This is a genomic window from Metapseudomonas phytobenefica (assembly GCF_043392685.1).
Lineage (GTDB): Bacteria > Pseudomonadota > Gammaproteobacteria > Pseudomonadales > Pseudomonadaceae > Metapseudomonas.
Genome location: NZ_JBHZGM010000023.1, coordinates 65,333 through 91,186, shown reverse-complemented (window position 1 = coordinate 91,186; position 25,854 = coordinate 65,333). Strand labels below are relative to the sequence as shown.

The 25,854-nt window shown below is 65.6% G+C and carries 19 protein-coding genes; 9 read left to right on the top strand and 10 right to left on the bottom strand.

Annotation, left to right across the window (positions count from 1 at the left end; translation table 11 throughout):
• Position 1: 1 nt before the first annotated feature.
• From ACFW0B_RS18265 to ACFW0B_RS18255, 3 genes are all read right to left on the bottom strand, one after another.
• Positions 2-1,345 carry an HlyD family type I secretion periplasmic adaptor subunit gene (locus ACFW0B_RS18265; RefSeq protein ID WP_449150417.1) on the bottom strand — a complete coding sequence of 448 codons (1,344 nt, stop codon included), beginning with the start codon at positions 1,343-1,345 and terminating at the stop codon, positions 2-4.
• 6 nt (positions 1,346-1,351) lie between these two features.
• Positions 1,352-3,088 carry a type I secretion system permease/ATPase gene (locus tag ACFW0B_RS18260; protein ID WP_449150416.1) on the bottom strand — a complete coding sequence of 579 codons (1,737 nt, stop codon included), beginning with the start codon at positions 3,086-3,088 and terminating at the stop codon, positions 1,352-1,354.
• Positions 3,089-3,603: 515 nt separating this feature from the next.
• Positions 3,604-4,245 (bottom strand): TetR family transcriptional regulator, encoded by a 642-nt coding sequence (locus ACFW0B_RS18255; RefSeq protein ID WP_449150415.1) that lies wholly within the window; start codon positions 4,243-4,245, stop codon positions 3,604-3,606.
• Positions 4,246-4,447: 202 nt separating this feature from the next.
• On the opposite strand from ACFW0B_RS18255, the gene ACFW0B_RS18250 reads away from it, so the two are divergent.
• The 5 genes from ACFW0B_RS18250 to ACFW0B_RS18230 all read left to right on the top strand — a co-directional run bounded on the left by ACFW0B_RS18250 (position 4,448) and on the right by ACFW0B_RS18230 (position 11,753).
• Positions 4,448-5,590: an efflux RND transporter periplasmic adaptor subunit gene (locus ACFW0B_RS18250; protein ID WP_449150414.1), complete on the top strand. Its 1,143-nt coding sequence runs from the start codon at positions 4,448-4,450 to the stop codon at positions 5,588-5,590.
• 12 nt (positions 5,591-5,602) lie between these two features.
• Positions 5,603-8,737: an efflux RND transporter permease subunit gene (locus tag ACFW0B_RS18245; RefSeq protein WP_449150413.1), complete on the top strand. Its 3,135-nt coding sequence runs from the start codon at positions 5,603-5,605 to the stop codon at positions 8,735-8,737.
• Positions 8,734-10,167 carry an AdeC/AdeK/OprM family multidrug efflux complex outer membrane factor gene (locus ACFW0B_RS18240; protein WP_449150412.1) on the top strand — a complete coding sequence of 478 codons (1,434 nt, stop codon included), beginning with the start codon at positions 8,734-8,736 and terminating at the stop codon, positions 10,165-10,167. The genes ACFW0B_RS18245 and ACFW0B_RS18240 overlap by 4 nt, the downstream gene beginning before the upstream one ends.
• Before the next feature lie 288 nt (positions 10,168-10,455).
• Positions 10,456-10,755: a hypothetical protein gene (locus ACFW0B_RS18235; RefSeq protein ID WP_449150411.1), complete on the top strand. Its 300-nt coding sequence runs from the start codon at positions 10,456-10,458 to the stop codon at positions 10,753-10,755.
• 299 nt (positions 10,756-11,054) lie between these two features.
• Positions 11,055-11,753, top strand: a complete 699-nt coding sequence (locus ACFW0B_RS18230; RefSeq protein ID WP_449150410.1) for a transglutaminase-like cysteine peptidase — start codon at positions 11,055-11,057, stop codon at positions 11,751-11,753.
• Positions 11,754-11,867: 114 nt separating this feature from the next.
• Here the strand turns inward: ACFW0B_RS18230 and ACFW0B_RS18225 are convergent, their stop codons facing one another.
• The 6 genes from ACFW0B_RS18225 to ACFW0B_RS18200 form a co-directional block, all read right to left on the bottom strand.
• Complete coding sequence (locus ACFW0B_RS18225; protein ID WP_449150409.1) at positions 11,868-13,436, bottom strand: FadD3 family acyl-CoA ligase; 1,569 nt, start codon at positions 13,434-13,436, stop codon at positions 11,868-11,870.
• 64 nt (positions 13,437-13,500) lie between these two features.
• Positions 13,501-14,274, bottom strand: a complete 774-nt coding sequence (locus ACFW0B_RS18220; RefSeq protein ID WP_449150408.1) for an SDR family NAD(P)-dependent oxidoreductase — start codon at positions 14,272-14,274, stop codon at positions 13,501-13,503.
• Between the two features lie 330 nt (positions 14,275-14,604).
• The gene (locus ACFW0B_RS18215; protein ID WP_449150407.1) at positions 14,605-15,666 is read right to left on the bottom strand and encodes a 2Fe-2S iron-sulfur cluster-binding protein; all 1,062 of its coding nucleotides are present in this window, start codon (positions 15,664-15,666) and stop codon (positions 14,605-14,607) included.
• Positions 15,667-15,679: 13 nt separating this feature from the next.
• A complete protein-coding gene (locus ACFW0B_RS18210) occupies positions 15,680-16,438 on the bottom strand; it encodes a glucose 1-dehydrogenase (protein WP_449150406.1) in 759 nt (252 codons plus the stop codon).
• Complete coding sequence (locus ACFW0B_RS18205; RefSeq protein ID WP_449150405.1) at positions 16,435-18,111, bottom strand: FAD-binding protein; 1,677 nt, start codon at positions 18,109-18,111, stop codon at positions 16,435-16,437. The genes ACFW0B_RS18210 and ACFW0B_RS18205 overlap by 4 nt, the downstream gene beginning before the upstream one ends.
• A gap of 9 nt (positions 18,112-18,120) precedes the next feature.
• The gene (locus ACFW0B_RS18200; protein ID WP_449150404.1) at positions 18,121-18,627 is read right to left on the bottom strand and encodes a flavin reductase family protein; all 507 of its coding nucleotides are present in this window, start codon (positions 18,625-18,627) and stop codon (positions 18,121-18,123) included.
• 335 nt (positions 18,628-18,962) lie between these two features.
• On the opposite strand from ACFW0B_RS18200, the gene ACFW0B_RS18195 reads away from it, so the two are divergent.
• Both ACFW0B_RS18195 and ACFW0B_RS18190 read left to right on the top strand, forming a co-directional pair.
• Positions 18,963-20,147: a flavin-dependent monooxygenase gene (locus ACFW0B_RS18195; protein WP_449150403.1), complete on the top strand. Its 1,185-nt coding sequence runs from the start codon at positions 18,963-18,965 to the stop codon at positions 20,145-20,147.
• A 277-nt stretch (positions 20,148-20,424) separates the two neighbouring features.
• Positions 20,425-21,555 (top strand): LLM class flavin-dependent oxidoreductase, encoded by a 1,131-nt coding sequence (locus ACFW0B_RS18190; RefSeq protein WP_449150402.1) that lies wholly within the window; start codon positions 20,425-20,427, stop codon positions 21,553-21,555.
• A 196-nt stretch (positions 21,556-21,751) separates the two neighbouring features.
• Here the strand turns inward: ACFW0B_RS18190 and fusA are convergent, their stop codons facing one another.
• Positions 21,752-23,854 (bottom strand): elongation factor G, encoded by a 2,103-nt coding sequence (gene fusA / locus ACFW0B_RS18185; RefSeq protein ID WP_449150401.1) that lies wholly within the window; start codon positions 23,852-23,854, stop codon positions 21,752-21,754.
• A gap of 357 nt (positions 23,855-24,211) precedes the next feature.
• Here fusA and ACFW0B_RS18180 point away from each other — a divergent pair, with 357 nt between their 5' ends.
• On the top strand, positions 24,212-24,865 hold the full coding sequence (locus ACFW0B_RS18180; protein WP_449150400.1) for a peroxiredoxin: 654 nt from the start codon (positions 24,212-24,214) through the stop codon (positions 24,863-24,865).
• Between the two features lie 53 nt (positions 24,866-24,918).
• Positions 24,919-25,677, top strand: a complete 759-nt coding sequence (locus ACFW0B_RS18175) for a Mut7-C RNAse domain-containing protein (protein WP_449150399.1) — start codon at positions 24,919-24,921, stop codon at positions 25,675-25,677.
• The last annotated feature ends 177 nt before the right edge of the window (positions 25,678-25,854 follow it).

Here is a 25,854-nt window from a genome sequence, read left to right as displayed (position 1 = left end):
TTCACTGCTCCTTGAATGCGTTACCGACACGGACCAGCAGCGGTTTCATCAGGTAGCTCATCAGGCTGCGCTCGCCGGTCTTGATGGTTACGGTGGCCGGCATGCCTGCCCGGATATTGTTCGGCCCGAGCATCCTCATGCCTTCTTCGGTCACTTCCACCTGGGTCAAGTAATAGGGCTGTTTGCTGGCTTCGTCCACCAGCCGGTCGGCGGCGACCGTCAGCACCCGTCCGGGAATGTTCGGCGTCTGCGCATGGTTGAAGGCCGGGAAGGTGATATCCACCGACAGGCCAGGGACCATCTTGTCGATGGCCTGTACCGGCACCTGGGCGTCCACCTGCAGGGGCTCGCTGTCCGGCACCACGTCCATGAGCCGCTGGCCGGGCTGGATCACGCCGCCGACGGTGGTGATGGTCAGGCCAAGGACGACGCCGTCGATGGGCGAGCGGATCACGGTGTTATCCACCTGATAGTCCACCGAACGCAGACGTTCGGCCAGGGAGGTGGTCTCTCTCTGGATATCGGTGAGCTGGGATTCCACTTCCTTCTGGAAGTCCTGCTCGCGCTGGAGAATGCGCAGCTTGAATTCGGCGATCTGGTTGCGGGTGCGTCCGATGTCCGCGATGTTCTGCGCCAGGGAACCGTTCAGTTCCGAAGCGTTGCGTTCCAGCTCCAGCATGCGGTTGCGCGGGATATAGCCCTCCGCCGCCAGGCTGCGCACGCCTTCGAGCTCCTCGCCCAGGAGCTTCGACTGCCTGGCACGGGTGGCCTGCACCTGGCGCAGGCCCTTGAGCTGTTCCTCGGCGCCATTGAGGTTTTCATGCAGGATGCTGATCTCCCCCAGCAGGGCCTTGCGCCGGGTGTGGAACAGCCGCTGCTGCAGGGCGATGGCCTCTTGCAGCCGTGGGTCGCCGCCGAAGCGCTCCAGCAGTTCCGGGGTGAAGGTGACGGTGTCGGCGCCATCGCGTTCGGCCGTCAGGCGGTCTTCCACGGTCTTGGCGACAATGTACTGGGAACTCAGGGCGCCCTGCTCGGCGATGGCCTGGGTCGGGTCCAGGCGCACCAGTTCCTGACCAGCGCGCACCCGGTCGCCTTCGCGCACCAGGATGGCGTCCACCTCGCCTCCGGTGAGGTGCTGCACCGTCTTGCGGGCATTGGTGACGTTGACCGTAGCGTTGGCCACCACGCCGGCGTCCAGCGGGGCCCAGATGGCCCAGGCCAGGAAGCCGCCGAATCCGGCCAGCACCATCCACACGCCCCAGCGGGCCGGGCGGTTGGCGTCCAGGTCCACCACTGTCGGTTGTTCGACCCTTACCAGGGCCTTGCTTTCGCTTTCCTCTTGCATGATCGATTACTCCTTGGCCCGCATCGATGCCAGGTTCGGCGTACCCACGGAGGGCATGACGCTGGCCTGACGCAGCGCCGCGAAGACCTCTTCACGAGGACCGAACAACTGCACGGCGCCGTCGCGCAGCAACAGGACCTTGTCCACCGTGCTGAGCACGCTGGGACGATGGGAAATCAGCACCAGTGTCTTGCCGCGTTTCTTCAGATCGAGGATCGCTTCGACCAGCGCCGCTTCACCCAGGTCGTCGAGGTTGGCGTTGGGCTCGTCGAGCACGATCATCGAGGGGTCGCCATAGATGGCCCGGGCCAGGGCGATACGCTGCTTCTGGCCACCGGACAGCGGGCTGCCATCCACGCCGAGCGGTGTGTCGTAGCCCTTCTCGAAACGCAGGATCATGTCGTGCACCCCGGCACGCTTGGCGGCGAGGATCACCTCCTCGCTGTTCATCTCGCCGAAGCGGGCGATGTTGTCGGCGATGGTGCCTTCGAACAGTTCCACGTCCTGCGGCAGGTAGCCGATCCAGGGGCCGAGTTCCTCCTTGTTCCACTGGTAGATGTCGGCACCATCCAGGCGCACCTTGCCCGCTTGCGCCGGCCACACGCCCACCAGCAGGCGCGCCAGGGTGGACTTGCCGGAGGCCGAGGGGCCGATGATGCCGAGGGCTTCGCCGGGCGCGAGGCCGAAACTGATCCCGCGCAGGATGCTGACGACGCCGCCGGGGGCGGACGTCGTGGCCTGCTCCACCGACAGCGCGCCCTGGGGCTTGGGCAGGGCCATGGCGTCCTTGCGCGCCGGGAAGTCCTGCAGCAGCTTGGACAGGCGTTCCCAGGAGCCACGGGCCGAGAGCAATTGCTTCCAGACACCGATGGCCTGTTCCACCGGCGCCATGGCGCGGCCACTGAGGATCGAACAGGCGATCATCATCCCCGCGGTGATCTCGCCCTTGATCACCAGCAGCGCACCGGCACCGAGGATCAGGGACTGCAGAGTGACCCGCACGAAGCGGCTGGCACCGTTGATGTAAGCGGCGCGATCGGAGGCCTGGGTCTGTTTTTCGAGGATGCGCTGGTGGCTGCCATACCAGCGCTCGCGAATCGCCGGCAGCATGCCCATGGCTTCGATCACTTCGGTATTGCGCAGGTTGTTGTTGGCGAAGGAGCCAGACGTCATGGCCGCCTGATTGGCCTCCATCAGCGGGCCACGGGTCATCACTTCGGTGAGCAGGGCCAGGGAAAAGAGAATCACCGAACCAGTCAGCGTGATGACGCCCAGCAGCGGGTGCACGAGGAAGATCACCAGCAGGTAGATGGGCGTCCAGGGCGCGTCGAAGAAGGCGAACAGGCCATTGCCGGTAAGGAACTGGCGAACCTGGGACAGGTCCTGCAGTGCCTGCGCCGGATTGCCGCCGGCACGGCGCAGATTGCGCTCGAAGGAAGCATTGAAGACCCGCTTGTTCAGGCTCATGTCCAGCCGGTTGCCGAGGCGGATCAACACGGCCGAGCGCACCACCTCCAGCAGTGCCATGAGCATGTACAGCCCCAGCATCAGTACCGTCAGCATCAGCAGGGTGGTGACGTTGCTGCTCGCCAGCACTCGGTCGTAGACCTGCAGCATGTAGAGCGCGGGCGCGAGCATCATCAGGTTGATGACGCCACTGAAGCCGCCCACCACGAAGAACGTGTGGCGGAGGCGATTCAGGGCTTCGGACAACTCGGTACGGGGCTGCGAGAAATTCTTCATCTCGGCGCTCTACTGGATGGGTGATGGGTTCGGCCATGTCCGGCCGCCTTCTTGTAGTTCGAGCCCGCGGAGCAAAACGCCGCTGCCCCCGCAGAAGCCTACAGACAGGCTTAGCCAAGACTCCGGCGCACCGCCAGAGCCGGACCCCGTCTGCCGGACGGCTGCGGGATTAACCCCGACCAGCGACATGAGGCATTCAGACGAGAGTTCTTCTCATAAAGTCCGAAAGGCCCGTTCCAGAGCAGCTTGACCCACTTTTGGGGAAATTCCGGCCGGGCGTGGAAGCCGTCCCGACAACGAAACTGGCGCCGGATAAATGACGTATAGCGTTGATGGTATGGCCGACACGGAATGGATAACGTGCCTCTATGCGGTGCGACCAATCGCCCGGCGAGGCCGCACAGCAGCCGCCCCGTAGGTTGGTCCGAGCGCAGCGAGGCCCAACGCGCCCGGCATCAACCGCGAAGCGAACCGCACACGCACCGCCGCCCGCGAGATCGCAATACCTTGAAGGTTCAGTTCGCCCTGACTCGCAGCGCGGGGCTGGACTTGAGCATGTCCATCAGGCTGTTCACCAGGTTTTCGGCCTCGTCGGCCAGCGAGTAGCGCTCCGGCACCAGCAGCCAGTTGGTCTGGATGCCCTCCAAATAGGCATGCACGCTGATCGCGGCACGGCGGCAATCCAGGTCGGCGGGCAACTGGCCACGGCTTACTGCATTGCGCAGCGCCTTGGCGATGCGCTGATCGCATTCGAGGCTCTGGTCTTCCATCTGCTGGCGCAGATCGCCCAGTTCCTTGGTGTATTCCACCTTGTGCCGGAGAATTTCGTGGATGCGCCGGCTCTGCGGGTCCAGTTCCACACGCCTGAGCATGCGCACCATCAGCTGGTGCATGCGCCCGAGGGGATCGGGCTCGTCTTCGCTCTCGCTGGCGCGGGCCAGCTCCTCCAGCGGCGTACGGATGCGCTCGAGCATGGCCTGGAACAGGTCGTTCTTGTTCTCGAAATGCCAGTAGATGGCGCCGCGGCTGACCCCCGCGGCAGCGGCGATTTCCGCCAGCGAGGAACGGGAAACGCCCTTCTCGTGAAATACCCGCTCAGTGGCATCGAGTATCTGCACGCGGGTTTCTTCGGCTTCCTCTTTGGTACGTCTGGCCATTCGCCGCTGGGACCTATCTGATTGCTCTCAAAGGAAAAATCTTCACTGCACGGTAATAAAATCTGACATCGACAACAGAAGATTCAATTTACAAACATTCACGCATGTAAGTATATTCGTTCGCCTTCGCAAGAATCCACAACCTGCCCTGCGCCCAGCTTTCCGTTAGAAGGCTGTCCCCCCAAAAATGAGGTCCCTTCAGATGCCCATGAAGCCAGCCTTTGCCGCCTTGGTTTCCGCCATCGCACTGACCACGCTCGCCCTGACCGGCTGCCAGGAAGCCTCGGCTCCGCCGCCCGCCCAGACGCCCAAGGTCGGCGTCGTGACCCTCCAGCCCCAGAGTTTCACCCTGACCACCGAACTGCCGGGCCGTACCGCAGCCTTCCGCATTGCCGAGGTGCGTCCACAAGTGGATGGCATCATCCAGAAGCGCCTGTTCACCGAAGGCAGCGAGGTCAAGGCCGGCCAGCAGCTCTACCAGATCGATCCGTCCGTCTACGCCGCCACCTACAAGAGCGCCCAGGCCAGCCTGGCGTCGGCCAGGTCCCTGGCCGAGCGCTACAAGGATCTGGTCAGCGACCAGGCGGTGAGCCGGCAGGCCTATGACGAGTCCCAGGCCGCCCGCCTGCAGGCCGAGGCCGCGCTGGAGAAAGCCAGCATCGACCTGCGCTACACCAAGGTACTGGCGCCGATCTCCGGCCGCGTCGGCCGTTCGGCGGTTACCGAAGGCGCCCTGGTGAGCAACGGCCAGAGCCAGGCCATGGCCACCATCCAGCAGCTCGACCCGATCTATGTCGACGTCACCCAGTCCACCAAGGATCTTCTGCGCCTGCGCCGGGAACTGGCCGAGGGCCAGCTGGAAAAGGCCGGCGACAGCGGCGCCAGGGTATCCCTGCTGCTGGAAGACGGCAGCGAGTACCCGCACGAGGGCAGCCTGGAGTTCTCCGAAGTCTCGGTGGACGAAGGCACCGGCTCGGTGACCCTGCGCGCGGTCTTCCCGAACCCGGAGCACACCCTGCTGCCGGGCATGTTCGTCCATGCCCGCCTGGGCTCGGCGGTCAAGCAGGAGGCCATCCTCGCGCCGCAGCAAGGCGTGACCCGCGACCTCAAGGGCCAGGCCACCGCCCTGGTGGTGAATGCCGAGAACAAGGTCGAGCTGCGCCACCTGAAGGCAGAACGCACCGTCGGCGACCGCTGGCTGGTCAGCGAAGGCCTCAACCCCGGCGACCGCCTGATCACCGAAGGCCTGCAGTTCGTGCGTCCGGGCGTAGAGGTAAGCGCTGCGCCGGCGACCAACGTGGCGGCCCAGCAACCTGCGGGTGACAACCTGGCCAAGAGCCACTGAGGAGCCCTATAGATGTCGAGATTCTTCATCGATCGCCCGATCTTCGCCTGGGTGATCGCGCTGGTGATCATGCTCGCCGGCGGCCTGTCCATCCTCAAGCTGCCCATCAACCAGTACCCCAGCATCGCCGCGCCGGCGGTGGGCATCCAGGTGACCTACCCCGGCGCCTCGGCACAGACAGTGCAGGACACCGTGGTCCAGGTCATCGAGCAGCAGCTCAACGGTATCGACGGCCTGCGTTACATCTCCTCGGAGAGCAACTCCGACGGCAGCATGACCATCACCGCCACCTTCGAGCAGGGCACCAACCCTGACATCGCCCAAGTGCAGGTGCAGAACAAACTCCAGCTGGCCACCCCGCTGCTACCGCAGGAAGTGCAGCAGCAGGGCATCCGCGTGACCAAGTCGGTGAAAAACTTCCTGCTGGTCATCGGCGTCGTCTCCGAAGACGGCAGCATGGACAAGAACGACCTGGCCAACTACATCGTCTCCAACATCCAGGACCCGATCTCGCGTACTCGCGGCGTGGGCGACTTCCAGGTATTCGGCGCCCAGTACGCCATGCGCATCTGGCTGGACCCGGCGCGGCTGAACAACTACCAGCTGACCCCGGTGGACGTGAAGAGCGCCATCCAGGCGCAGAACGTGCAGATTTCCTCCGGCCAGCTCGGCGGCCTGCCCGCCTCCCCCGGCACCCAGCTCAACGCCACCATCATCGGCAAGACCCGCCTGCAGACCCCGGAACAGTTCGGCGCCATCCTGTTGAAGGTCAACCGCGACGGCTCCCAGGTACGCCTGCGCGACGTGGCGAAGATCGAACTGGGCGGCGAGAACTACAGCATCAGCGCCCAGTACAACGGCAAGCCGGCCTCCGGCATGGCGATCAAGCTGGCCACCGGTGCCAACGCCCTGGATACCGCCAAGGCAATCCGCGCCACCATCGCCGAACTGGAACCCTTCATGCCCGACGGCATGAAAGTGGTCTTCCCCTATGACACCACCCCGGTGGTTTCCGCCTCCATCGAAGGCGTGATCCACACCCTGGGCGAAGCCATCGTCCTGGTGTTCCTGGTGATGTACCTGTTCCTGCAGAACTTCCGCGCCACCATCATCCCGACCCTCGCCGTACCCGTGGTACTGCTGGGCACCTTCGGCGTGCTGGCGATGTTCGGCTTCACCATCAACACCCTGACCATGTTCGCCATGGTGCTAGCCATCGGCCTGCTGGTGGACGACGCCATCGTTGTGGTGGAAAACGTCGAACGGGTGATGGCCGAGGAAGGCCTCTCGCCGCTGGAAGCCACCCGCAAGTCCATGGGCCAGATCCAGGGCGCGCTGGTGGGCATCGCCCTGGTGCTCTCGGCGGTGTTCCTGCCGATGGCCTTCTTCGGCGGCTCCACCGGCGTGATCTACAAACAGTTCTCCATCACCATCGTCTCGGCCATGGCCCTGTCGGTGCTGGTGGCGCTGATCTTCACCCCGGCCCTATGCGCCACCCTGCTCAAACCCGTCGCCAAGGGGCACCACGAGAAGCGCGGCTTCTTCGGCTGGTTCAACCGCACCTTCGACCGCAGCGTGCAGGGCTACGAGCGCGGCGTGCGCGGCGTACTCAAGCGCAAGGCGCCCTACCTCGCCCTGTACCTGGTGATCATCGTCGCGATGGGCTGGCTGTTCACCCGCATCCCCACCGCCTTCCTCCCTGAGGAAGACCAGGGCGTGCTCTTCGCCCAGGTGCAGACCCCGTCCGGCGCCAGCGCCGAGCGCACCCAGGCGGTCGTGGACCAGATGCGCGAATACCTGCTGGACGAAGAAAAGGAAACCGTGCAATCCGTGTTCACCGTGACCGGCTTCAACTTCGCCGGCCGCGGCCAGAGCTCGGCCATGGCCTTCATCATGCTCAAGCCCTGGGAAGAACGTACCGGTGCCGGCCAGGGTGTGTTCGAACTGGCCCAGCGTGCCCAGAAGCACTTCTTCAGCTTCCGCGACGCGATGGTCTTCGCCTTCGCCCCGCCGGCGGTGATGGAGCTGGGTAACGCCACCGGCTTCGACCTGTTCCTGCAGGACCGTGCCGGCGTTGGCCACGAAGCGCTGAACGCCGCCCGCGACCAGTTCCTCGAACTGGCGGCGAAGAACCCGGTGCTCAACCGCGTGCGTGCCAACGGCCTGCGCGACGAGCCCCAGTACCAGTTGCAGATCGACGACGAGAAGGCCCGTGCCCACGGCATCTCCCTCGCCGACATCAACAACACCATCTCCATCGCCTGGGGCGCCAGCTACGTCAACGACTTCATCGACCATGGCCGGGTGAAGAAGGTCTACCTGCAAGGTCAACCCGAAGCGCGGATGAACCCGGACGACCTCGGCAAGTGGTACGTACGCAACGACCAGGGCCAGATGGTGCCGTTCAGCGCCTTCGCCAGCGGCGAATGGACCTACGGCGCACCCAAGCTGTCCCGCTACAACGGCGTGCCGGCGGTGGAAATCCTCGGCGAAGCGGCGCCGGGCTACAGCTCGGGTGAAGCCATGGCCGCGGTGGAAGAAATCGCCCGGCAGTTGCCGGCCGGCGTCGGCTACTCCTGGACCGGCCTCTCCTACGAGGAGCGCCTGTCCGGCTCCCAGGCCCCGGCCCTCTACGCGCTGTCGCTGCTGGTGGTGTTCCTCTGCCTGGCGGCGCTCTACGAGAGCTGGTCGATTCCGTTCTCGGTGATGCTGGTGGTGCCGCTGGGCGTGATCGGCGCACTGATGTTCACCAGCCTGCGCGGCCTGTCCAACGACGTGTTCTTCCAGGTCGGCCTGCTCACCACCATCGGCCTGTCGGCGAAGAACGCGATCCTCATCGTCGAGTTCGCCAAGGAGCTGCACGAGCAGGGCAAGAGCCTGTTCGACGCCGCCGTGGAAGCCTGCCGCATGCGCCTGCGCCCGATCGTCATGACCTCGCTGGCGTTCATCCTCGGCGTGGTGCCCCTGGCCATCTCCAACGGTGCCGGCTCCGGTAGCCAGCACGCCATCGGTACCGGCGTGATCGGCGGCATGCTCACCGCCACCGTCCTGGCCATCTTCTGGGTGCCGCTGTTCTACGTGCTGGTCTGCTCGCTGTTCAAGGACAAGGCGAGCCGTGCCGCGATCAAGAAGGAGGCCCTGCAGTGAGGCGTTCCCTGATGTCCCTGGCCATCGCCGCGACCCTGCTCGGTGGCTGCTCCATGATCCCCGACTACCAGCGCCCGGAAGCGCCGGTGGAAAACGCCTGGCCCGAAGGCGAGGCGTACAGCCAGGGCGCGGCCCAGGTGAACACCGCCGCCGCCGACCTCGACTGGCAGGCCTTCTTCCAGGACCCGGCGCTGCGCCAACTGGTACAGCTCGCCCTGGACAACAACCGTGACCTGCGCACCGCCGCGCTGAACGTCGAGGCCTACCGCGCGCTCTATCGCATCCAGCGCTCCGAGCTGTTCCCCAGCCTCTCGGCCGACGGCGGCGCCACCCGCCAGCGCACCCCCGGCATCATGAGCCAGAGCGGCCAGGCCGACACCATCAGCACCTATAGCGCCACCCTCGGCACCAACGCCTGGGAGCTGGACTTCTTCGGCCGCCTGCGCAGCCTCAACGAGCAGGCCCTGGAGCAGTACTTCGCCACCGAACAGGCACGCCGCAGCACCCAGATCAGCCTGGTGGCCTCGGTGGCCACCGCGTACCTGGACTGGCAGGCCGACCAGGCCCTGTTGCAGCTGACCCGGGACACCCTGAAGACCTACCAGCAAAGCTACGCCCTCACCCAGCGCAGCTTCGACGTCGGCGTCGCCGATGCCCTGGCCCTGAGCCAGGCGCGCACCGCGGTGGAAAGCGCCCAGGTCAGCCTCGCGCAGTACACCCGCCTCGTGGCCCAGGACCGCAACGCCCTGGCCCAGCTGGTAGGCACCGCCCTGCCGGCGGACCTGCCCAAGGGCCTGGCGCTGGACGACGACCTGCTGGCCGAAGTGCCGCCGGGTCTGCCGTCCGACCTGTTGCAACGCCGTCCCGACGTGGTCCAGGCCGAGCATCTGCTCAAATCGGCCAACGCCAATATCGGCGCGGCGCGCGCGGCCTTCTTCCCCAGCGTCAGCCTGACCGCCAACGCCGGCAGCATGAGCAACGAGCTCTCCGGGCTGTTCGACGCAGGTTCGGGCAGCTGGCTGTTCCAGCCGAGCATCAGCCTGCCGATCTTCACCGCCGGCCGCCTGAAGGCGAACCTCGACTACGCCGAGCTGCAAAAGGACATCCAGGTGGCGCAGTACGAGAAAGCCATCCAGGTGGCCTTCCAGGAAGTCGCCGACGGCCTCGCCGCGCGCACCACCTACCAGCAGCAGCTGGACTCCCAGCGCGCCCTGGTTAAGACCACCGAGGAGTACTACCGCCTCGCCGAGCGCCGCTACCGCACCGGCGTGGACAGCTACCTGACCCTGCTGGACGCCCAGCGCCAGCTGTTCAGCGCCCGCCAGCAACTGATCGGCGACCGCCTCAACCAACTGGCCAGCGAGGTGAACCTGTACAAGGCCCTCGGCGGCGGCTGGAAAGAACAGGGGGAAACCTCCCCGAACGCTTGATCCGCGATTCCCCAATCCTCACGGACGAGGAATCCACGCGGCGCCCCGCCCCCTTGGCGGGGCGTTTTTTTTGCGTGCACGAAAGGTCCGGTGATTCGCAGCCCCCCGCCCCGCTGCTTCTAATTCGGGCAGAAACGTCGGAAATATCCATGCCATTCAATGCCTTGCGTTGGACCGTCGGTCCATTTCCCTGCCATCCGTCAGGCCTTCGCCACTGCCTGTAACAATGGCCGATCCTGTAAATCCACTCGATAGGGGAGCGAGAGGGGGAAACAAGAGGTAAGGATCATGAAATCGACATTCAGCACGACGGCCCTCAGTGGCCTGCTTCTGGCCCTCGCAATGACAGCAGGACCTGGCCCGGTCCTCGCGGAAAATGGAAGCGATCGCCTGAGCGACTTTCAGATGCGTAACCAACAAATCTTGCAGATGAGGGAGGATTCCAGCGACAGCTTTACCCGGATGGTCGAGGAACAACCGACCGCCGCCGGGCAACGAACCCAGGATGACGACATGCGGTCCAGTGGACGGCAAACCCAGCAGTACCAGTTGCCGATCTACAAGCAGAGGGTCGAGTTCGGAAAATGACCTGAAGTGACCGCCCGTCGGATGCGCACCCATTGCTGCGCACCCGGCGGGCAGCGTCCTGACGACTTTCCGACAATCGGCCAAAGCTTCCAGGGCGCGTCCCAGAGCCCTTCCACCCGCCCCACCTCCTCCGCACCCGTGCCATGCGTCTGCTGCCCCTTGCAGCACGAGGCGCAGCGATCCTAGTGTTCGCCCATCCCCAAAACCGGCGGAGGGATTTTCCTTTGCCGGTGATTCGCTCAACGGATTGATCCACCGTAGAACCCAGCTCCGGCCGTCTTCCCTGGAGAGTCAACCCGTTGCAGAAGCCCGCCTCCCGCCGCTTCGGCGTTTCCCTGTCCTGGCATTTCCTCGCCCTGATGCTCTTCGGGACCGGCCTGCTATTCGGTGCTGGCAGCGCCAAGGCCGCCTGGAGCGTCGATCCCGTACTGCGCAAGGCGGAAAAGCGCTACGGCGACAGCGGCCCCGCCAAGGAGCGCCTGCACGCCTGGCATGCCTTGCTGCAAAGCGGCCGCCAACTGGGCGAGCTGCAGCAGTTGCAGGCGGTCAACCAGATGATCAACAGCCAGGTTCGCTTCAGCGACGACAGCGAGCTGTGGCAACGCCGCGACTACTGGGCAACGCCCGTGGAAACCCTGGCCAGCGGCGCCGGGGACTGTGAAGACTTCGCCCTGGCCAAGTACTTCACCCTGCTGCAACTGGGCGTCGCCCCGGACAAGCTGCGTATCACCTATGCGCGCGCCCTGGAGCTGAACCAGGCGCACATGGTGGTGACCTATTACGAAACCCCGGATGCCGAGCCCCTGATCCTCGACAACCTGGTGGACGACATCCTCCCCGCCTCCCGCCGCAAGGACCTCGCCCTGCGCTACGCCTTCGACGCCCAGGGGCTCTATGCGATGAAAGGCAGCACCCTCAAACGCGTCGGCAACACGGCCGAACTGCCGATCTGGCAGGGCCTGCTGGCGCGCATGGAACGGGAAGGCTTCGTGCTCTGACCCGCGGCTGGTGCGCATGGCGCACCCCAGCCTCCGCAGGGTGCGCCGCGCGCACCGATCCACCCAGCGGTCCGGTAGCGCGCGGCGCCCAGCTGAAGCGTCGTCGGAACCGAACTACACCGCCAACCGCCGCAACACGTCCTTGGTCACCTTGCCCGCCGCGTTCAGCGGCAGGACGTCCACCACCTGCGCGCGGCGCGGGACCTTGTAGTTGGCCATCTGCTCGCGGCACCAGGCGAGGAAGTCGCCGGTATCCAGTTGCTGACCGGATGCGGGCAGGAGGAAGGCCATGGCCACTTCACCCAGGCGCTCGTCGGGAATGCCGATTACCGCCGCCTGGGCCACGCCCGGATAGCGCAGGATCACCTGTTCGATCTCCGCCGGGTACACGTTGAAACCGCCGGTGATGAACATGTCCTTGATGCGGTCGGTGATGCGCAGGTAGCCGTCCTCGTCCAGCACGCCGATATCGCCGGTATGCAGCCAGTCCTCGGCATCGATGGCTTCAGCGGTGGCTTCGGGGTTGTTGAAGTAGCCCTGCATCAGGTTGTAGCCGCGCACCAGCAGCTCCCCCGGTTCACCCGGCGGTACCGGGTTTCCGGCGGCATCGATGCAGCGCACTTCCACCCCGGGGAAGGCGCGGCCCGAGGTGGTCGCCACCCGCTCGGCGGAATCCCCTGGCCGGCAGATGGTGACGAAGCCGCAGGCCTCGGTAAGGCCGTAGGCGGTGACGATGGTTTCGAAGCCGAGTTCGCTGCCCATGCGCCGCACCATTTCCACCGGCACCGACGCCGCGCCGGTCACCGCCACCCGCAGGCTGGACAGGTCGAAACGCTCACGATCGGGAAAGGCCAGGATCGACTGGTACAGGGTCGGGGGCCCCGGCAGCACGCTCACCCGTTCACGGGCAATGCGTTCGAGCATCACCGGCACATCGAACACCTGCTGCGGCAGGATGCAGCAGCCACGCATCAGCGCCGCCAGCCAGCCGGCCTTGTAGCCGAAGCTGTGGAAGAACGGGTTGACGATCAGGTAGCGATCACCGGGGCGCAGGCCGACCATGGCGCTCCAGTCGCGAACGATGCGCAGGTTCTGGCCATGGGCGGTCATCACGCCCTTGGGCTTGCCGGTGGTGCCGGAGGTGAACAGCAGGTCCGACAGGCTGTGCTGGTCCACCTGGCTTTCGCGCAGCGCCAGTTGTTCCGGGGACACCTCATCCGCCCGCGCGAGAAAATCGTCCCAGCCCAGGCAGTCCGGTGCCGCTCCGCGCAGGCAGATGCGCGTGCGCAGCGCCGGCAGCGCCTCCCCCTCCAGCAGCGCCGGATAGCAGGTGCCGAGGAATTCACCGATCACGAACAGCAGGCTGGCGCCGCTCTCGCGCAGGATGAAGCCCGCCTCGCTGCCTTTCATCCGGGTGTTCAGCGGCACCAGCACCGCGCCGGCGCTCTGCAGGGCGATGGCGGCGACTATCCACTCGTGGATGTTCGGCGCCCAGATCGCCACCCGCTCGCCAGCCTGGATATCCAGCGCCAGCAGGGCGCGGGCGGCCTGGCGCCGCAACTGGTCGAGCCGGTGGTAACTGATGCGGACGCCATCGTCCTCGATGGCCATGGATTCGCCGTAGCGGGTCGCGGTGGCGGCCAGCAGTTGGGGAATGGTCAGGACGCTTTCCAGGTCGGTCATGGGCTTTTCTCGGGGCGCAACGGGGCGACAGCCGGGCGAACCCGGCCGTGGCATTGATGGGTAATCAGGCGTGTGGCGGTGCGAAACGGCGGCCGGCGGAGAAGCCGCCATCCACTGCGATCATCTGCCCGCTGACGAAGGAGGCGTCGTCGGAAGCGAGGAACAGCGCCACGCTGGCCACCTCTTCCGGCTGTCCGGCACGACAGAGCATGTGCTGGGACGCGAAGTAGGCATGGAACTCCTTCTGTTCCTTGACCAGCTGGGTCATGGGCGTGTCGATCAGCCCCGGGCAGAGGCCGTTGACGCGGATATTGGCGTGGCCGTAGTCGATGGCCATGGAGCGGGTCAGCTGGCTGATGCCGCCCTTGGCGGTGTTGTAGGCGGCGTTGCCGTCGCAACCCTGCAGGCCGAAGATCGAACCGAAGTTGATGATCGAGCCGCTGCGCTGGGCGACCATCTGCGCAAGCGCGTAGCGGCTGGTGAGCATGCTGCCGGTCAGGTGGATATCCAGGACCCGGCGCCACTCCTCGGTGCTGGTCTCGGTGATGCTGCCACGGCTGGCGATGCCGGCGGCGTTGACCAGGGCGTCGATGCGGCCGAAACGTGCCACCACGTCTTCCATCACCGCCTGTACCCGCGCCTCGTCGCGCACGTCCAGGGACATGAACAGCGGCGCCGGCTGCAGCCCTTCCAGGCTGGCGACGACATCCGCGCGGGGCTCCCCCAGATCCAGCCCGACCACCTGCGCACCCTCGGCGGCGAAGCGGCGAACACAGGCCAGACCGATACCCGAAGCGGCACCCGTGATGACCGCAACCTTGCTGGACAGACGTGCCATGGCAAACCTCGATGTCTTGTTGTTGGAATGGGGTTTTCGGCGGAGTCTAGCGCCGGAGTAAGCAGGCGTGATCGTCCGATGGGACTACGCCCGCAGGGTGGGCTTCAGCCCCTTCGATGTGGGGGTGAATTCATTCGCAAAAGGAAGCGCAGCTTCCCCCTTCAAGGCCATCGGGCGAACCTTCGGTCCGCATGGCGATTGAAATCGCCCCCACAGAATCCGGACCAGCACAACCAAAGGCCTCGACAATAAAAAACCCGGCCGAAGCCGGGCGTAAAGGCACAGACATACACGCTCAATACCACCCACAAGGGCGGTAGCCCCCGGCTGTCACCCCGGGAACTTCAGTTTCAGCCGCGCGCTGGCCGGGCGACCCTGGCAGGCCAGGGTCCAGCCTTCGGCGAGTTCGGCGGGGCTGAGGATATCGTTGCGTGAGAGCGCCACTTCGCCCTCCTCCACCTTGCACATGCAGGCGCCACAGAAGCCCTCCTCGCAGGAGTAGGGCGCATCCAGGCCGGCATTGCGCATGCTCTGCAGCAGGGTTTCGCCGGGGCGCCAGGGCACCTGCGCCACCGCACCGTCCAGTTCGACCAGCACAGCCTCGACCTCGACCGCGCCGGCAGCGGCGGGCACGGCCACCACCTCATCCGGATCGGGCGGCGAAACGAAGCGCTCCACATGGATGCGTGCGCGTTCCTCGCCCGCCGCCAGCAGCGCGCGTTCCACCGTGTCCATGAAGGGTCCCGGTCCACAGATGTAGAACTCCGCACCGGCATGGCCGCGTACCAGTTGGCGCACTTCGCCTTCGCTGAGGAAGCCCTGCACCGAATCCAGCACGTGCACCACTTCCAACTGGTCCACATGGGCCTTGGCCAGTGCCTTCAGCTCGTCGCGGAAGATCACCGAGGCTTCGTCGCGATTGGCGTACACCAGTTTGATCCGCCGCCGGCTGGTGCGCAGTGCCGACTTGAGGATGGAGAACACCGGAGTGATCCCCGAGCCACCACCGAACAGCACCAGGTCGTGCTCACCGGGGCGCAGATGGAAGTGACCGGCCGGCGGCAGCACCTCCAGCAGATCACCGGCGCGCACCTGATCGTTGAACCAGTTGGACACCCGGCCGCCATCCACCCGCTTGATGGTGACCTTGGGCAGGGCGTCGCAATCCGGCGAGCTGGACATGGAATAGCAGCGGGTCAGCCGCTTGCCGCCGAGCACCACGCGAAACCCGAGGTACTGCCCCGCCTTGTAGCGGAAGCGCTCTTCCAGTCCCGCGGGTATCCGCAGCACCAGGGAACGGCTGTCGTGGGTCTCGGCGATCACCTCGGCCACTTCCAGCTGGAAGGTGCCGGACTGCCGGGGCTCGATCACGAGTGGCTGCACGCTGCCCATGGCCATCTCCGGGTCAAAGCAGGCCGCTGACGGTCTGCGCGTTGTCGATGCGCAGCTCGCTGCCGTTGATGAAGCGCGACTCGTCGGAGGCGAGGAAGAGCACCAGGTTGGCGATGTCGCGCGGCGCGCACATGCGGTTCTTCGGGTTCTGGTCCAGCACCTCCTGGGGAATCGCCTGGCCACCGGTCAGCGCCTGGGTCATCGGCGTGTTGATGCCGTCCGGATGCACGCTGTTGCAGCGGATGCGGTAGCCCTGCTCCTTGCAATGCAAGGCCACCGAACGGGTCAGCGCGGCCACCGCGCCCTTGGAGGCGGAGTAGGCGCAGAAGGCTGGCATGCCGCCGAGCGCCGCCACCGAGGACATGTTGACGATGGAAGCGCCACCGCTGTCCTTCATCGCCGAAATGGCGTACTTGCAGCCGAGGAAATAGCCGTCGCTGTTGATCCGCTGGACCTTCTGCCACAGCTCCAGGCTGGTGTCCTCGACACTGGCCATGGCGAGGATGGCGGCGTTGTTCACCAGCACGTCGAGCCGGCCGAACTTCTCCAGCGTGAGCTTGATGACGTCCTGCCAATCGGCCTCGCTGGCGATGTCCTGGCGGACGAAAATCGCATTGGCGCCGATATCGGCGGCCACTTGGCGGCCGGCTTCTTCATTGAGGTCGGTGAGCACCACCTTCGCCCCTTCGCTGGCCAGCAGCAGGGCGTCTTCGCGCCCTACCCCGCTGGCGGCGCCGGTGACGATACAGACCTTGCCTTCGACTCGTTTCATTGTTGTTCTCCTTGGGAAGCCATGGCGGCACGAACCAGGTCCGCCACATGGGCGCCGACCCGACGTCCGGAATGGACGCAGTCGGCCAGGGACAGGCCAGACACATAGAAATTGGACGCCACGCCCACCGCATTGCGGCCGGCGCTGAACAGGCCGGGGACGGGCTGACCGTCTTCCCCCAACACCTGGCCGCTGCGCTCGCACACGGTCAGGCCGCCGAGGGTGATCACCGGACAGGGGAAGAGCTTGCTGTCGAACGAGAGGTCCAGGGCGTACCAGGGACCTTCGTCCAGGGGCGCGAGGAACGCTTTCGATTTGCCCCGTTCGTCGTCGCGATCCCCGCGTGCTGCGGCGTTGTAGGCGTCGACCGTGCGTTCGAGGTTCGCCTGCGGCAAGCCGGTGCGCTCGGCCAGTTCGGCGAGGCTGCGGCCACGGCGGGCGTTGAACAGCATGTTGAGCACGGCCGGCAGGCGCTGGAAGGACCAGACCTTGCCCGGCCCTACCTGGGCGAAGGCTTCCTTCATCAGCGCGCGATTGAGGATGAGGATGGCACGGCCGCCCTGCTCTTCCACCATGGCGTGGCCGAGCTTGGCGCCATACACCTCTTCGTTGCAGTAGCGCTGCCCCTGCGCATTGACGATCAGCCCGCGAGCCCAGGCCAGCGGCGGATTGATGAAGCGCCACGCGCTGGCCCGCTCCATGCGCGCGGCGCGGCCGCCGACGCTCTGGCCGAGGCGGATGCCGCTGCCGTCGCAGCCACTGGTACCCAGCGGCAAGCCGTCGAGATAGCGCGGCGCATGCACGGTGAGCATGGCGCGGTTGAAGACGAATCCACCGGAGCTCAGCAGCACCCCATGGTGGGCGCGGATCAGCCGGCGTTGCCCGTGGTCCAGCTCCAGCACGCGCAGCTTGCGCCGCCAGCGCTCGGCGAGGGCCGGTGCATAAGGGTGAATGGCATCGGTCCAGCGGCTCAGCCGTGCGTGACGCCTGGCGGCACGGCTGCCGGCCGGCAGCTCCCAGGCTTCAACGCCAATTACGCTGCCGGCCGCGTCCAGCACCAGGCGGCGAACCTCGCACTGGCGGCGCAGGCGCACGCCCTTGCGCAAGGCGGTGGCAGCCAGGGGACGGAACAGGGCGATTCCGGACATGCCGGCCCCCAGCGCGCGGTGGCCACGCGGCGCCGGACGCGCCTGGGCAGCATAGCTCGGCACCGCTTCGTTGCCCGAGTAATAGAGGTAGTACTGGTCGCTGGGGTAGGAGGTTTTCAGCGGTGGCACGCTGCCCTGGAAGGCTGCGCCCTGCTGTTCCAGCCAGGCCAGGTTGGCGCGGCTGTCCTGGCAGAAGCCACGCAGCGTCTCGGCGGAAACCGCCTCACCCACTTCCAGGCGCAGGTAGTCGTACATGGCGTCGACCGAGTCTTCCACGCCCGCCTCGGCCTGCTGCGGCGTGCCGCCGCCGGCGTAGACCACGCCGCCGCTGCGCGCCGTGGCGCCGCCGCCCTGGAAGCGATCCAGGGCCAGTACCGAAACGCCCCGGCTTGCCGCCTCGATCGCAGCACACACGCCGGCGCCACCGAAGCCGACCACCAGCAGGTCGGCGCTGTCGTCCCAGGCCAGCTGCGCGGCATCACGCACACGCAGCGGCGCTTCCGGGTTCTGCTCCATGGCCGTCATCGTGCCTCCTCAGCTGGCTGCGGCCAGGGACGGCGCGGTGGTGGTGTACGCGCCGTTGAGGTAGACCAGCGGACTGATCTCGGCGCTGTTGTGAATCTCCAGGATGCGGCCGATGAAGATGGTGTGGGTGCCGTAGCTGAACTTGCCGTCCTGCTGGCAAAGGATCGAGGACTGGGCATCGCCCAGGTAGGGAATCCCGCCCTCGCTGCTGCGCCAGTCGCCACGCTGGAAGCGTGCCTCGCCCTTCACCGGGCCACTGCACAGGTGGGACAACTCCTCCTGTTCCAGGCCGAGGATGTTCACGCAGAAATCCGCCCCCGCATCCAGCACGGCATGCAGCGACGCGGTCTTGTTCACGCAGATCAGCAGCGACGGCGGCTCGGTGGAAAGCGAATCCACCGCGGTGGCGGACATGGCGAAGCGCTCCCGGCCGTTGCTGGTGGTGATGATGGTCACGGATTTGGCCAGACGACGCATCGCCTGGAGCATCGCGGCTTTCAGATCGGCCTGGCTCATCGCACTGCCCTCTTGTTGTTCTCACAGTGAGGCCGATTCTTCGCCAGGGCCTTGCGGGCAACATCGTCCGAGGGGACTAGTCAGAACGCCGGTACATGGAGCTTTCACTTGTGGGGGCGAATTCATTCGCTATGCAGGCCGCAGGCCTGCCCTACGGCCCTACAGGTGGCAGCTGCGCTGCCATTCGCGAATGAATTCGCCCCCACAAGAATCAGGCTGTGCCCATTCCTGTCCCCGCGCTGGCCATATGGTCCATTTGAAGGATGCCGCGCCGCTTGCCCGTTGTTTGAATGCCCGGCGATAGGTGGAAAAGCCTTCAACAGGAGAACAACAACATGCTCGACCACGACCTGATCCGCCAACGCCTGAAACAACGCGCCAGAGAGCTGGTGCCCGTGCTGCGCGAACGTGCGCCGCTGGCCGCGAAGAACGGCCAGCTGCCGGAAGAAACCATCCGTGATTTCCAGGAAGCGGGCTTCTTCCGCATCCTCCAGCCCGCGCGCTGGGAGGGCTACGAGCTGGAGCCCCGCGACTTCTTCGAGGTGCAGATGGCCCTCGCCGAAGGCTGCATGTCCTCGGCCTGGGTGCTGGGCGTGGTGGCCATCCACAACTGGCAGCTGGCGCTGTTCGACGACCGCGCGGCGCAGGATGTCTGGGGTCAGGATTCGAGCGTGCTGATCTCCTCCTCCTACATGCCGGTGGGCAAGGTCACCCGCGTGGACGGCGGCTTCCGCTTGAGCGGCCGCTGGGGCTTTTCCTCGGGCAGCAAGCACTGCCAGTGGGCCTTCCTCGGCGCCATGGTGCCGCCGGAGAAGGAAGGCGACGGGCCGGACTACCGCACCTTCCTGGTGCCGCGCAGCGACTACAGCATCCTCGACAACTGGGACGTGATGGGCCTGGAAGCCACCGGCTCCCACGACGTGCTGGTAGAGGACGTATTCGTGCCCGAGTACCGCACCCACCGCTCCATCGACGGCTTCCTGCAGAACAGCCCGGGCAACGCGGTGAACACCGCGCCGCTATTCCGCCTGCCCTTCGGGCAGATCTTCGTGCGCGCCGTGTCGTCGTCCACCATCGGGGCGCTGCAGGGCGCCATCGACCTGTTCATCGAAGCCAACAAGGGTCGCGTCGGGGTCAACGATGGCCGCAGGATCATCCAGGACCCGGGCGCCCAGACCGCGCTGGCCAATGCCATGGTCACGGTGGATGAATGCCGCACGGTGTTGCTGCGCAACTTCGACCTGATGATGCGGCGCGCTGTCGCCGGCGAGCCGCTGAGCATGTCCGAGCGGGTGAAGATGCGCTACGACTCGGCGATCGTCCCGGACAAGTGCGCCCAGGCGGTGGAAGCGCTGATGTACAACAGCGGCGCCTCCACCATCTTCCGCCAGCACGGCATCAACCGCGCCTTCCGCGATATCCACACCGGCCGCGCCCACGTGGCCAACTGCCCGGGCAAATACGCACTCAATCTGGGTGGCGTGGGAATGGGCCTGGACAGCACCGACTTCTTCCTCTGATCCCCGTTCCCCGTAGGATGGCGTGGAGCGGAGCGATACCCATCACCGCGATTCGATGGGTATCGCAAGCTCGCGGAACGCCGCCCGACCTATCCTACGGTTCCACATCAGCCGAAATTCCCTGCCACGACGCCCGCCCCGCGCGGGCGTCTTGCTGTGCGGGGCATCAAAATGACTAGTCTTTTTGGGGGATTCAGCGCGGTTTTCGATCCCACACCATGCGCCCAGGGCCCGGGGCTCCGGGTTGACCGATCGAAGAACAAGAAGGGCCAAGCGCATGAAATTCTCCCTGATCTACGAGGCACAGACGATCGACGCCAGCCGCGAGGGCGACCGTCGCATCTTCGACGAAACCGTCGAGCAGGCCGTACTCGCCGACCAGCTCGGTTTCGACACTTTCTGGTGCGTGGAACACACCGCGCTGACCAACTACTCCCACATGTCGGCGCCGGAAACCATGCTCGCCTTCGTCGCCGGCAAGACCGAGCGCATCGGCATCGGCCACGGCGTGGTCTGTCTGCCGCCGGCCATGAACCACCCGGTGAAGGTGGCCGAGCGCATCGCCACCCTCGACCTCCTGTCCAAGGGCCGCGTGCACTTTGGCGTGGGCAAGGGCGGCACCCAGCAGGAAGCCGGCACCTTCGGCTACGACCTGACCACCCTGCAGCCGCAGATCGACGAAGCCATGTACCTGATCCCGAAGATGTTCGTGCAGGACGAGATCGAACATGACGGCGAATACGTGAAGATCCCCAAACGCCCCATCCACCCCAAGCCCTACCAGGAGCCGCACCCGCCGATGTACCTGGCCTGCACCAACACCGAGTCGCTGAAGAACGCCGGCGGCCGTGGCATGGGCGCCCTGGTGCTGGGCTTCGGCGGCCCCGAGGAAATCGCCAAGAAGGTCGCCGTGTACCACGAGGCCTGGGACAACCGTGACGAAAAGGACCAGGTGGGTTTCCGCCCCAACCGCCACATCGCCGCCCTGTGCCCGGCCATCGTCCTGGACGACAACGAGAAGGCCCGCCACATCGGCATCCGTGGCCAGCGCTACTTCATGGAGTCCCTGGCGTACTGGTACGCCGGCGGCGAGCGCCCGGACCCGGAGAAGTGGAAGGAAGACACCTTCGTCGACGGCAACGGCCAGGCGGTGATCAAGTCGCGCTTCGCCTCCGAGGAAGTGACCGTGGACTTCTCCGACCCGAGCATGGCGATGATGAACCCCAACCATGCCTACGGCACCGTGAAGGACTGCATCGGCTACGTGCAGCGCCTGATCGATGCCGGCGCCGACGAAATCCTCTTCATCTGCCAGATGGGCACCGTGCCCCAGTGGGCGCAGCTCGAGACGCTGAAGAACATCGGCGAACACGTGATTCCCTACTTCCGCAACAAACAGAAGGACTGACCTGGGCAGCGGAACGGGAATGGAAAACGGGCCTTCGAGGCCCGTTTTTCTTTGATGGAATGGACTGCCTTTCCTGTGAGCGAATTCATTCGCGATTGGCCGCAACGCGGCCTCGTTTATCACCGGGGCAACTCTTCGGCCCTATTTCGCGAATAAATTCGCTCCTACAAACCACCCCCAAAAGCCGCTGCCGGCCTCACCCCGACTTCTTCACAATCGCCTCGGCAATGCTCGCCGGGGCTTCGGCGTAGCGGGCGAATTCCATGGAGAAGCTGGCGCGGCCCTGGGACATGGAGCGCACGTCGGTGGCGTAGCCGAACATCTCGCCCAGGGGCACTTCGGCGCGGATGATCTTGCCGGACAAGCCGTCCTCCATACCGTGGATCAGGCCCCGGCGGCGGTTGAGGTCGCCCATGATGTCGCCCATGTATTCCTCGGGGGTCACCACTTCCAGCTTCATCACCGGTTCCAGCAGCACCGCGCCGCCCTTCTGCGAGAGCTGCTTGGTGGCCATGGAGGCGGCGATCTTGAAGGCCATCTCGCTGGAATCCACATCGTGGGAGGAACCGTCGAACACCGCGGCCTTCAGGCCGATCAACGGGTAACCGGCGAGCACGCCGTTCTTCATCTGTTCCTCGATGCCTTTCTGGATCGCCGGGATGAATTCACGGGGCACGACGCCGCCCACCACTTCGTTGACGAACTCCAGCCCCTCCTTGCCTTCGTCCGCCGGTGAAAAGCGAATCCAGCAATGGCCGTACTGCCCGCGGCCGCCGGACTGGCGAACGAACTTTCCTTCGATCTCGCAGGTCTTGCGGATCGCCTCGCGGTAGGCCACCTGGGGCTTGCCTGTGTTGGCCTCGACGCCGAACTCGCGCTTCATGCGGTCGACGATGATGTCCAGGTGCAACTCGCCCATGCCGGAGATGATGGTTTGCCCGGTCTCCTCATCGGTCTTCACCCGGAACGACGGGTCTTCCTGCGCCAGCCGGCCAAGGGCGATGCCCATCTTTTCCTGGTCGGCCTTGGTCTTGGGTTCCACCGCGATGGAAATCACCGGCTCGGGGAAATCCATGCGTTCGAGGACGATGGGTTTTTCCAGATCGCACAGGGTGTCGCCGGTGGTGACGTCCTTCATGCCGATCAGCGCGGCGATGTCGCCGGCGCGCACTTCCTTGATCTCGGCGCGGTGGTTGGCGTGCATCTGCACCATGCGGCCGACGCGCTCCTTCTTGCCCTTCACCGAATTGAGCACGGCATCGCCGGAGTTCAGCACGCCGGAGTAGACGCGAACGAAGGTCAGGGTGCCGACGAAGGGGTCGGTGGCGATCTTGAAGGCCAGTGACGAGAAGGGCTCGGCGTCGTCGGCGTGACGTTCGTCCTCCTTCTCCGGGTGGTCCGGATGGGTGCCGCGAATGGACGGGATCTCGGTGGGCGCCGGCAGCAGTTCGACCACGGCGTCCAGCACCAGCGGCACACCCTTGTTCTTGAACGACGAGCCGCACACCGCCGGCACCACTTCGCAGGACAGGGTGCGGATGCGCAGGCCGGCCTTGATCTCCTCTTCGCTCAGGTCGCCCTCTTCGAGGTATCTGGTCATCAGTTCCTCGTTGGCCTCGGCCGCCACTTCCAGCATCACGTTGCGCCAGCGGCGGGCGTCCTCCAGCAGGGCGGCAGGAATCTCCTCTTCGCGGAAGCTGGCGCCCTGGTCGGCGTCGTTCCAGTAGATGGCTTTCATGCGGATGAGGTCGATCTGGCCGTTGAAGTTCTCTTCCTGGCCGATGGGCAGCTGGATCGGCACCGGCGTATGGCCAAGGCGCTTCTTGATCTGCTCCACCACCCGCAGGAAGTCGGCGCCGGCGCGGTCCATCTTGTTCACGTAGGCGATGCGCGGCACGTGGTACTTGTCGGCCTGGCGCCAGACCGTTTCGGATTGCGGCTCCACCCCGTCGGCGCCGCTGAACACCACCACCGCGCCATCCAGCACGCGCAGGGAACGCTCCACCTCGATGGTGAAATCGACGTGGCCGGGGGTGTCGATGATGTTGATGCGGTACTTGTCGAGGTGCTTGCGCGAACCGCTCCAGAACGCCGTGGTGGCCGCCGAGGTGATGGTGATGCCGCGTTCCTGCTCCTGGACCATCCAGTCCATGGTCGCGGCGCCATCGTGCACCTCGCCCATCTTGTGATTGACCCCGGTGTAGTAGAGGACCCGTTCGGTGGTGGTGGTCTTGCCGGCGTCCACGTGGGCCACTATGCCGATGTTGCGGTAATGGCTGATGGGAGTTGTACGGGCCATGGCGATCACCTCCGTGCGGATTATGGGTTATGGGGTTTGGCAAGGCCGCACGCCTTCCCTCGGTACCAGTGGGCACCGGGCTCGGGTCAACAGGTTGTGGGCGTCGGCAAACCGGGTGGCCTTGCTGCGGGGCATGGCGCGGCCCCCGGCCGGCACCTCCCCTCCTCTAACGCTAGCACCACCTTGCCCGCGCCACCGTCCGCTCATCCGCTAGTCCGGCGGCTTCGTTTGCCCGCCCCTCCTCCGGGCAGCCTCGGGATGCCGACCTATACTGATAGGCCGGCAGGGCGCAAGGCCTCGCCACGATTCCCGCTGCCTCGATGGCAGCCTGACCAGCCGCCAGAAAGGAGGATACACATGGCAATCCGCATTGGTGATGAAGCGCCCGATTTCACCGCCGAAACCACCGAAGGCACGATCAACTTCCACCAGTGGATCGGCGATCAGTGGGCCATCCTGTTCTCCCACCCGAAGGACTTCACTCCGGTCTGCACCACTGAGCTGGGTTACATGGCCAAGCTCAAGCCCGAGTTCGACAAGCGCAATACCAAGGTGATCGGCCTGTCCGTCGACCCGGTCAGCGACCACCGCAAATGGGTTGGTGACATCGAGGAAACCCAGGGCCACGCGGTCAACTACCCGATGATCGGCGACGACAACCTGGTGGTGGCCAAGCTCTACGACATGATCCACCCCAATGCCAGCCCCGGCCCGCGCACCGCCGTGGACAACGCCACGGTGCGTTCGGTGTTCATCATCGGCCCGGACAAGAAGGTCAAGGCCATGCTCGTCTACCCCATGAGCGCCGGCCGCAACTTCGACGAGGTGCTGCGCCTGCTGGACTCGCTGCAGCTCAACGCCAAGCACACGGTGGCGACACCGGTGAACTGGCGCCCGGGTGACGACGTGATCATCCCCACCTCGGTGTCCGACGAAGAAGCGAAGAAGAAATACCCCGACGGCTACAAGACCCTGAAACCCTACCTGCGGGTCGTTGCCCAGCCGAAATGACCGCTCGCGCGCCCTCCACGGAGGGCGCGCCACGGCCTGCCATACTCTCCTGCATGGTCAGGGCAACATTCCGCTTCTACGAAGAGCTCAACGACTTCCTGCCGGCCGCACGGCGCCGACAGGCCTTCACCTGCGCCTGCGCACGGGCGGCCACCGTCAAGCACATGATCGAAGCCCTCGGCGTGCCCCATACCGAGGTGGAACTGGTGTTGCTCAACGGCGAGTCCGTGGGCTTCGAGCGGCTGATACTCGACGGTGACCGGGTGGCGGTCTATCCCAAGTTCGAGACGCTGGACATCAGCCCGTTGCTCAGGGTCCGCAGCAGGCCCCTGCGGGTGCTGCGCTTCGTCGCCGACGCCCACCTGGGCGGCCTCGCCAGCCTGTTGCGCATGTGCGGCTTCGACACGCTCTACGACAACGGTTTCGAAGACGGCCAGATCGCCGATATCTCGGCCCGCGAAGGGCGCATCGTGCTGACCCGCGACCGCGAGCTGCTCAAACGCCGCATCATCACCCACGGCTGCTACGTGCACGCCCTGAAACCTTCGCTGCAACTGCGCGAGCTGTTCGAGCGTCTGGACCTGGCCCGTAGCGCGGCCCCCTTCAGCCGCTGCCTGCACTGCAACCATACACTGCAGGAAATCGCCCCTGAACTGGCCCGCCCGCGCCTGCCGCCGCGCATCGGCGCGCTCTACTCGCGCTTTCTCAGCTGCTCGGCCTGCAATCGCCTGTACTGGGAAGGTTCCCACTGGCGCAGCATGTGTACCTTGCTCGCCCCCTTGCTGGCTGTGGATAAGTCCAGCGAAGACTGATCGGCGCATACCCACAAAAACGGTGGATGAAGTTGTGGATAACCTGTCGGGAGATGGCCAGGGGCCAGATGTTGCGCGGGGTGACACTCCTCGGGTCAATTTCTGAGCGATTACAAGAGGTTAGATGTACACCGAGGAAAGAACGACCGCCTGTAGGGGCGAATGAATTCGCCCCTA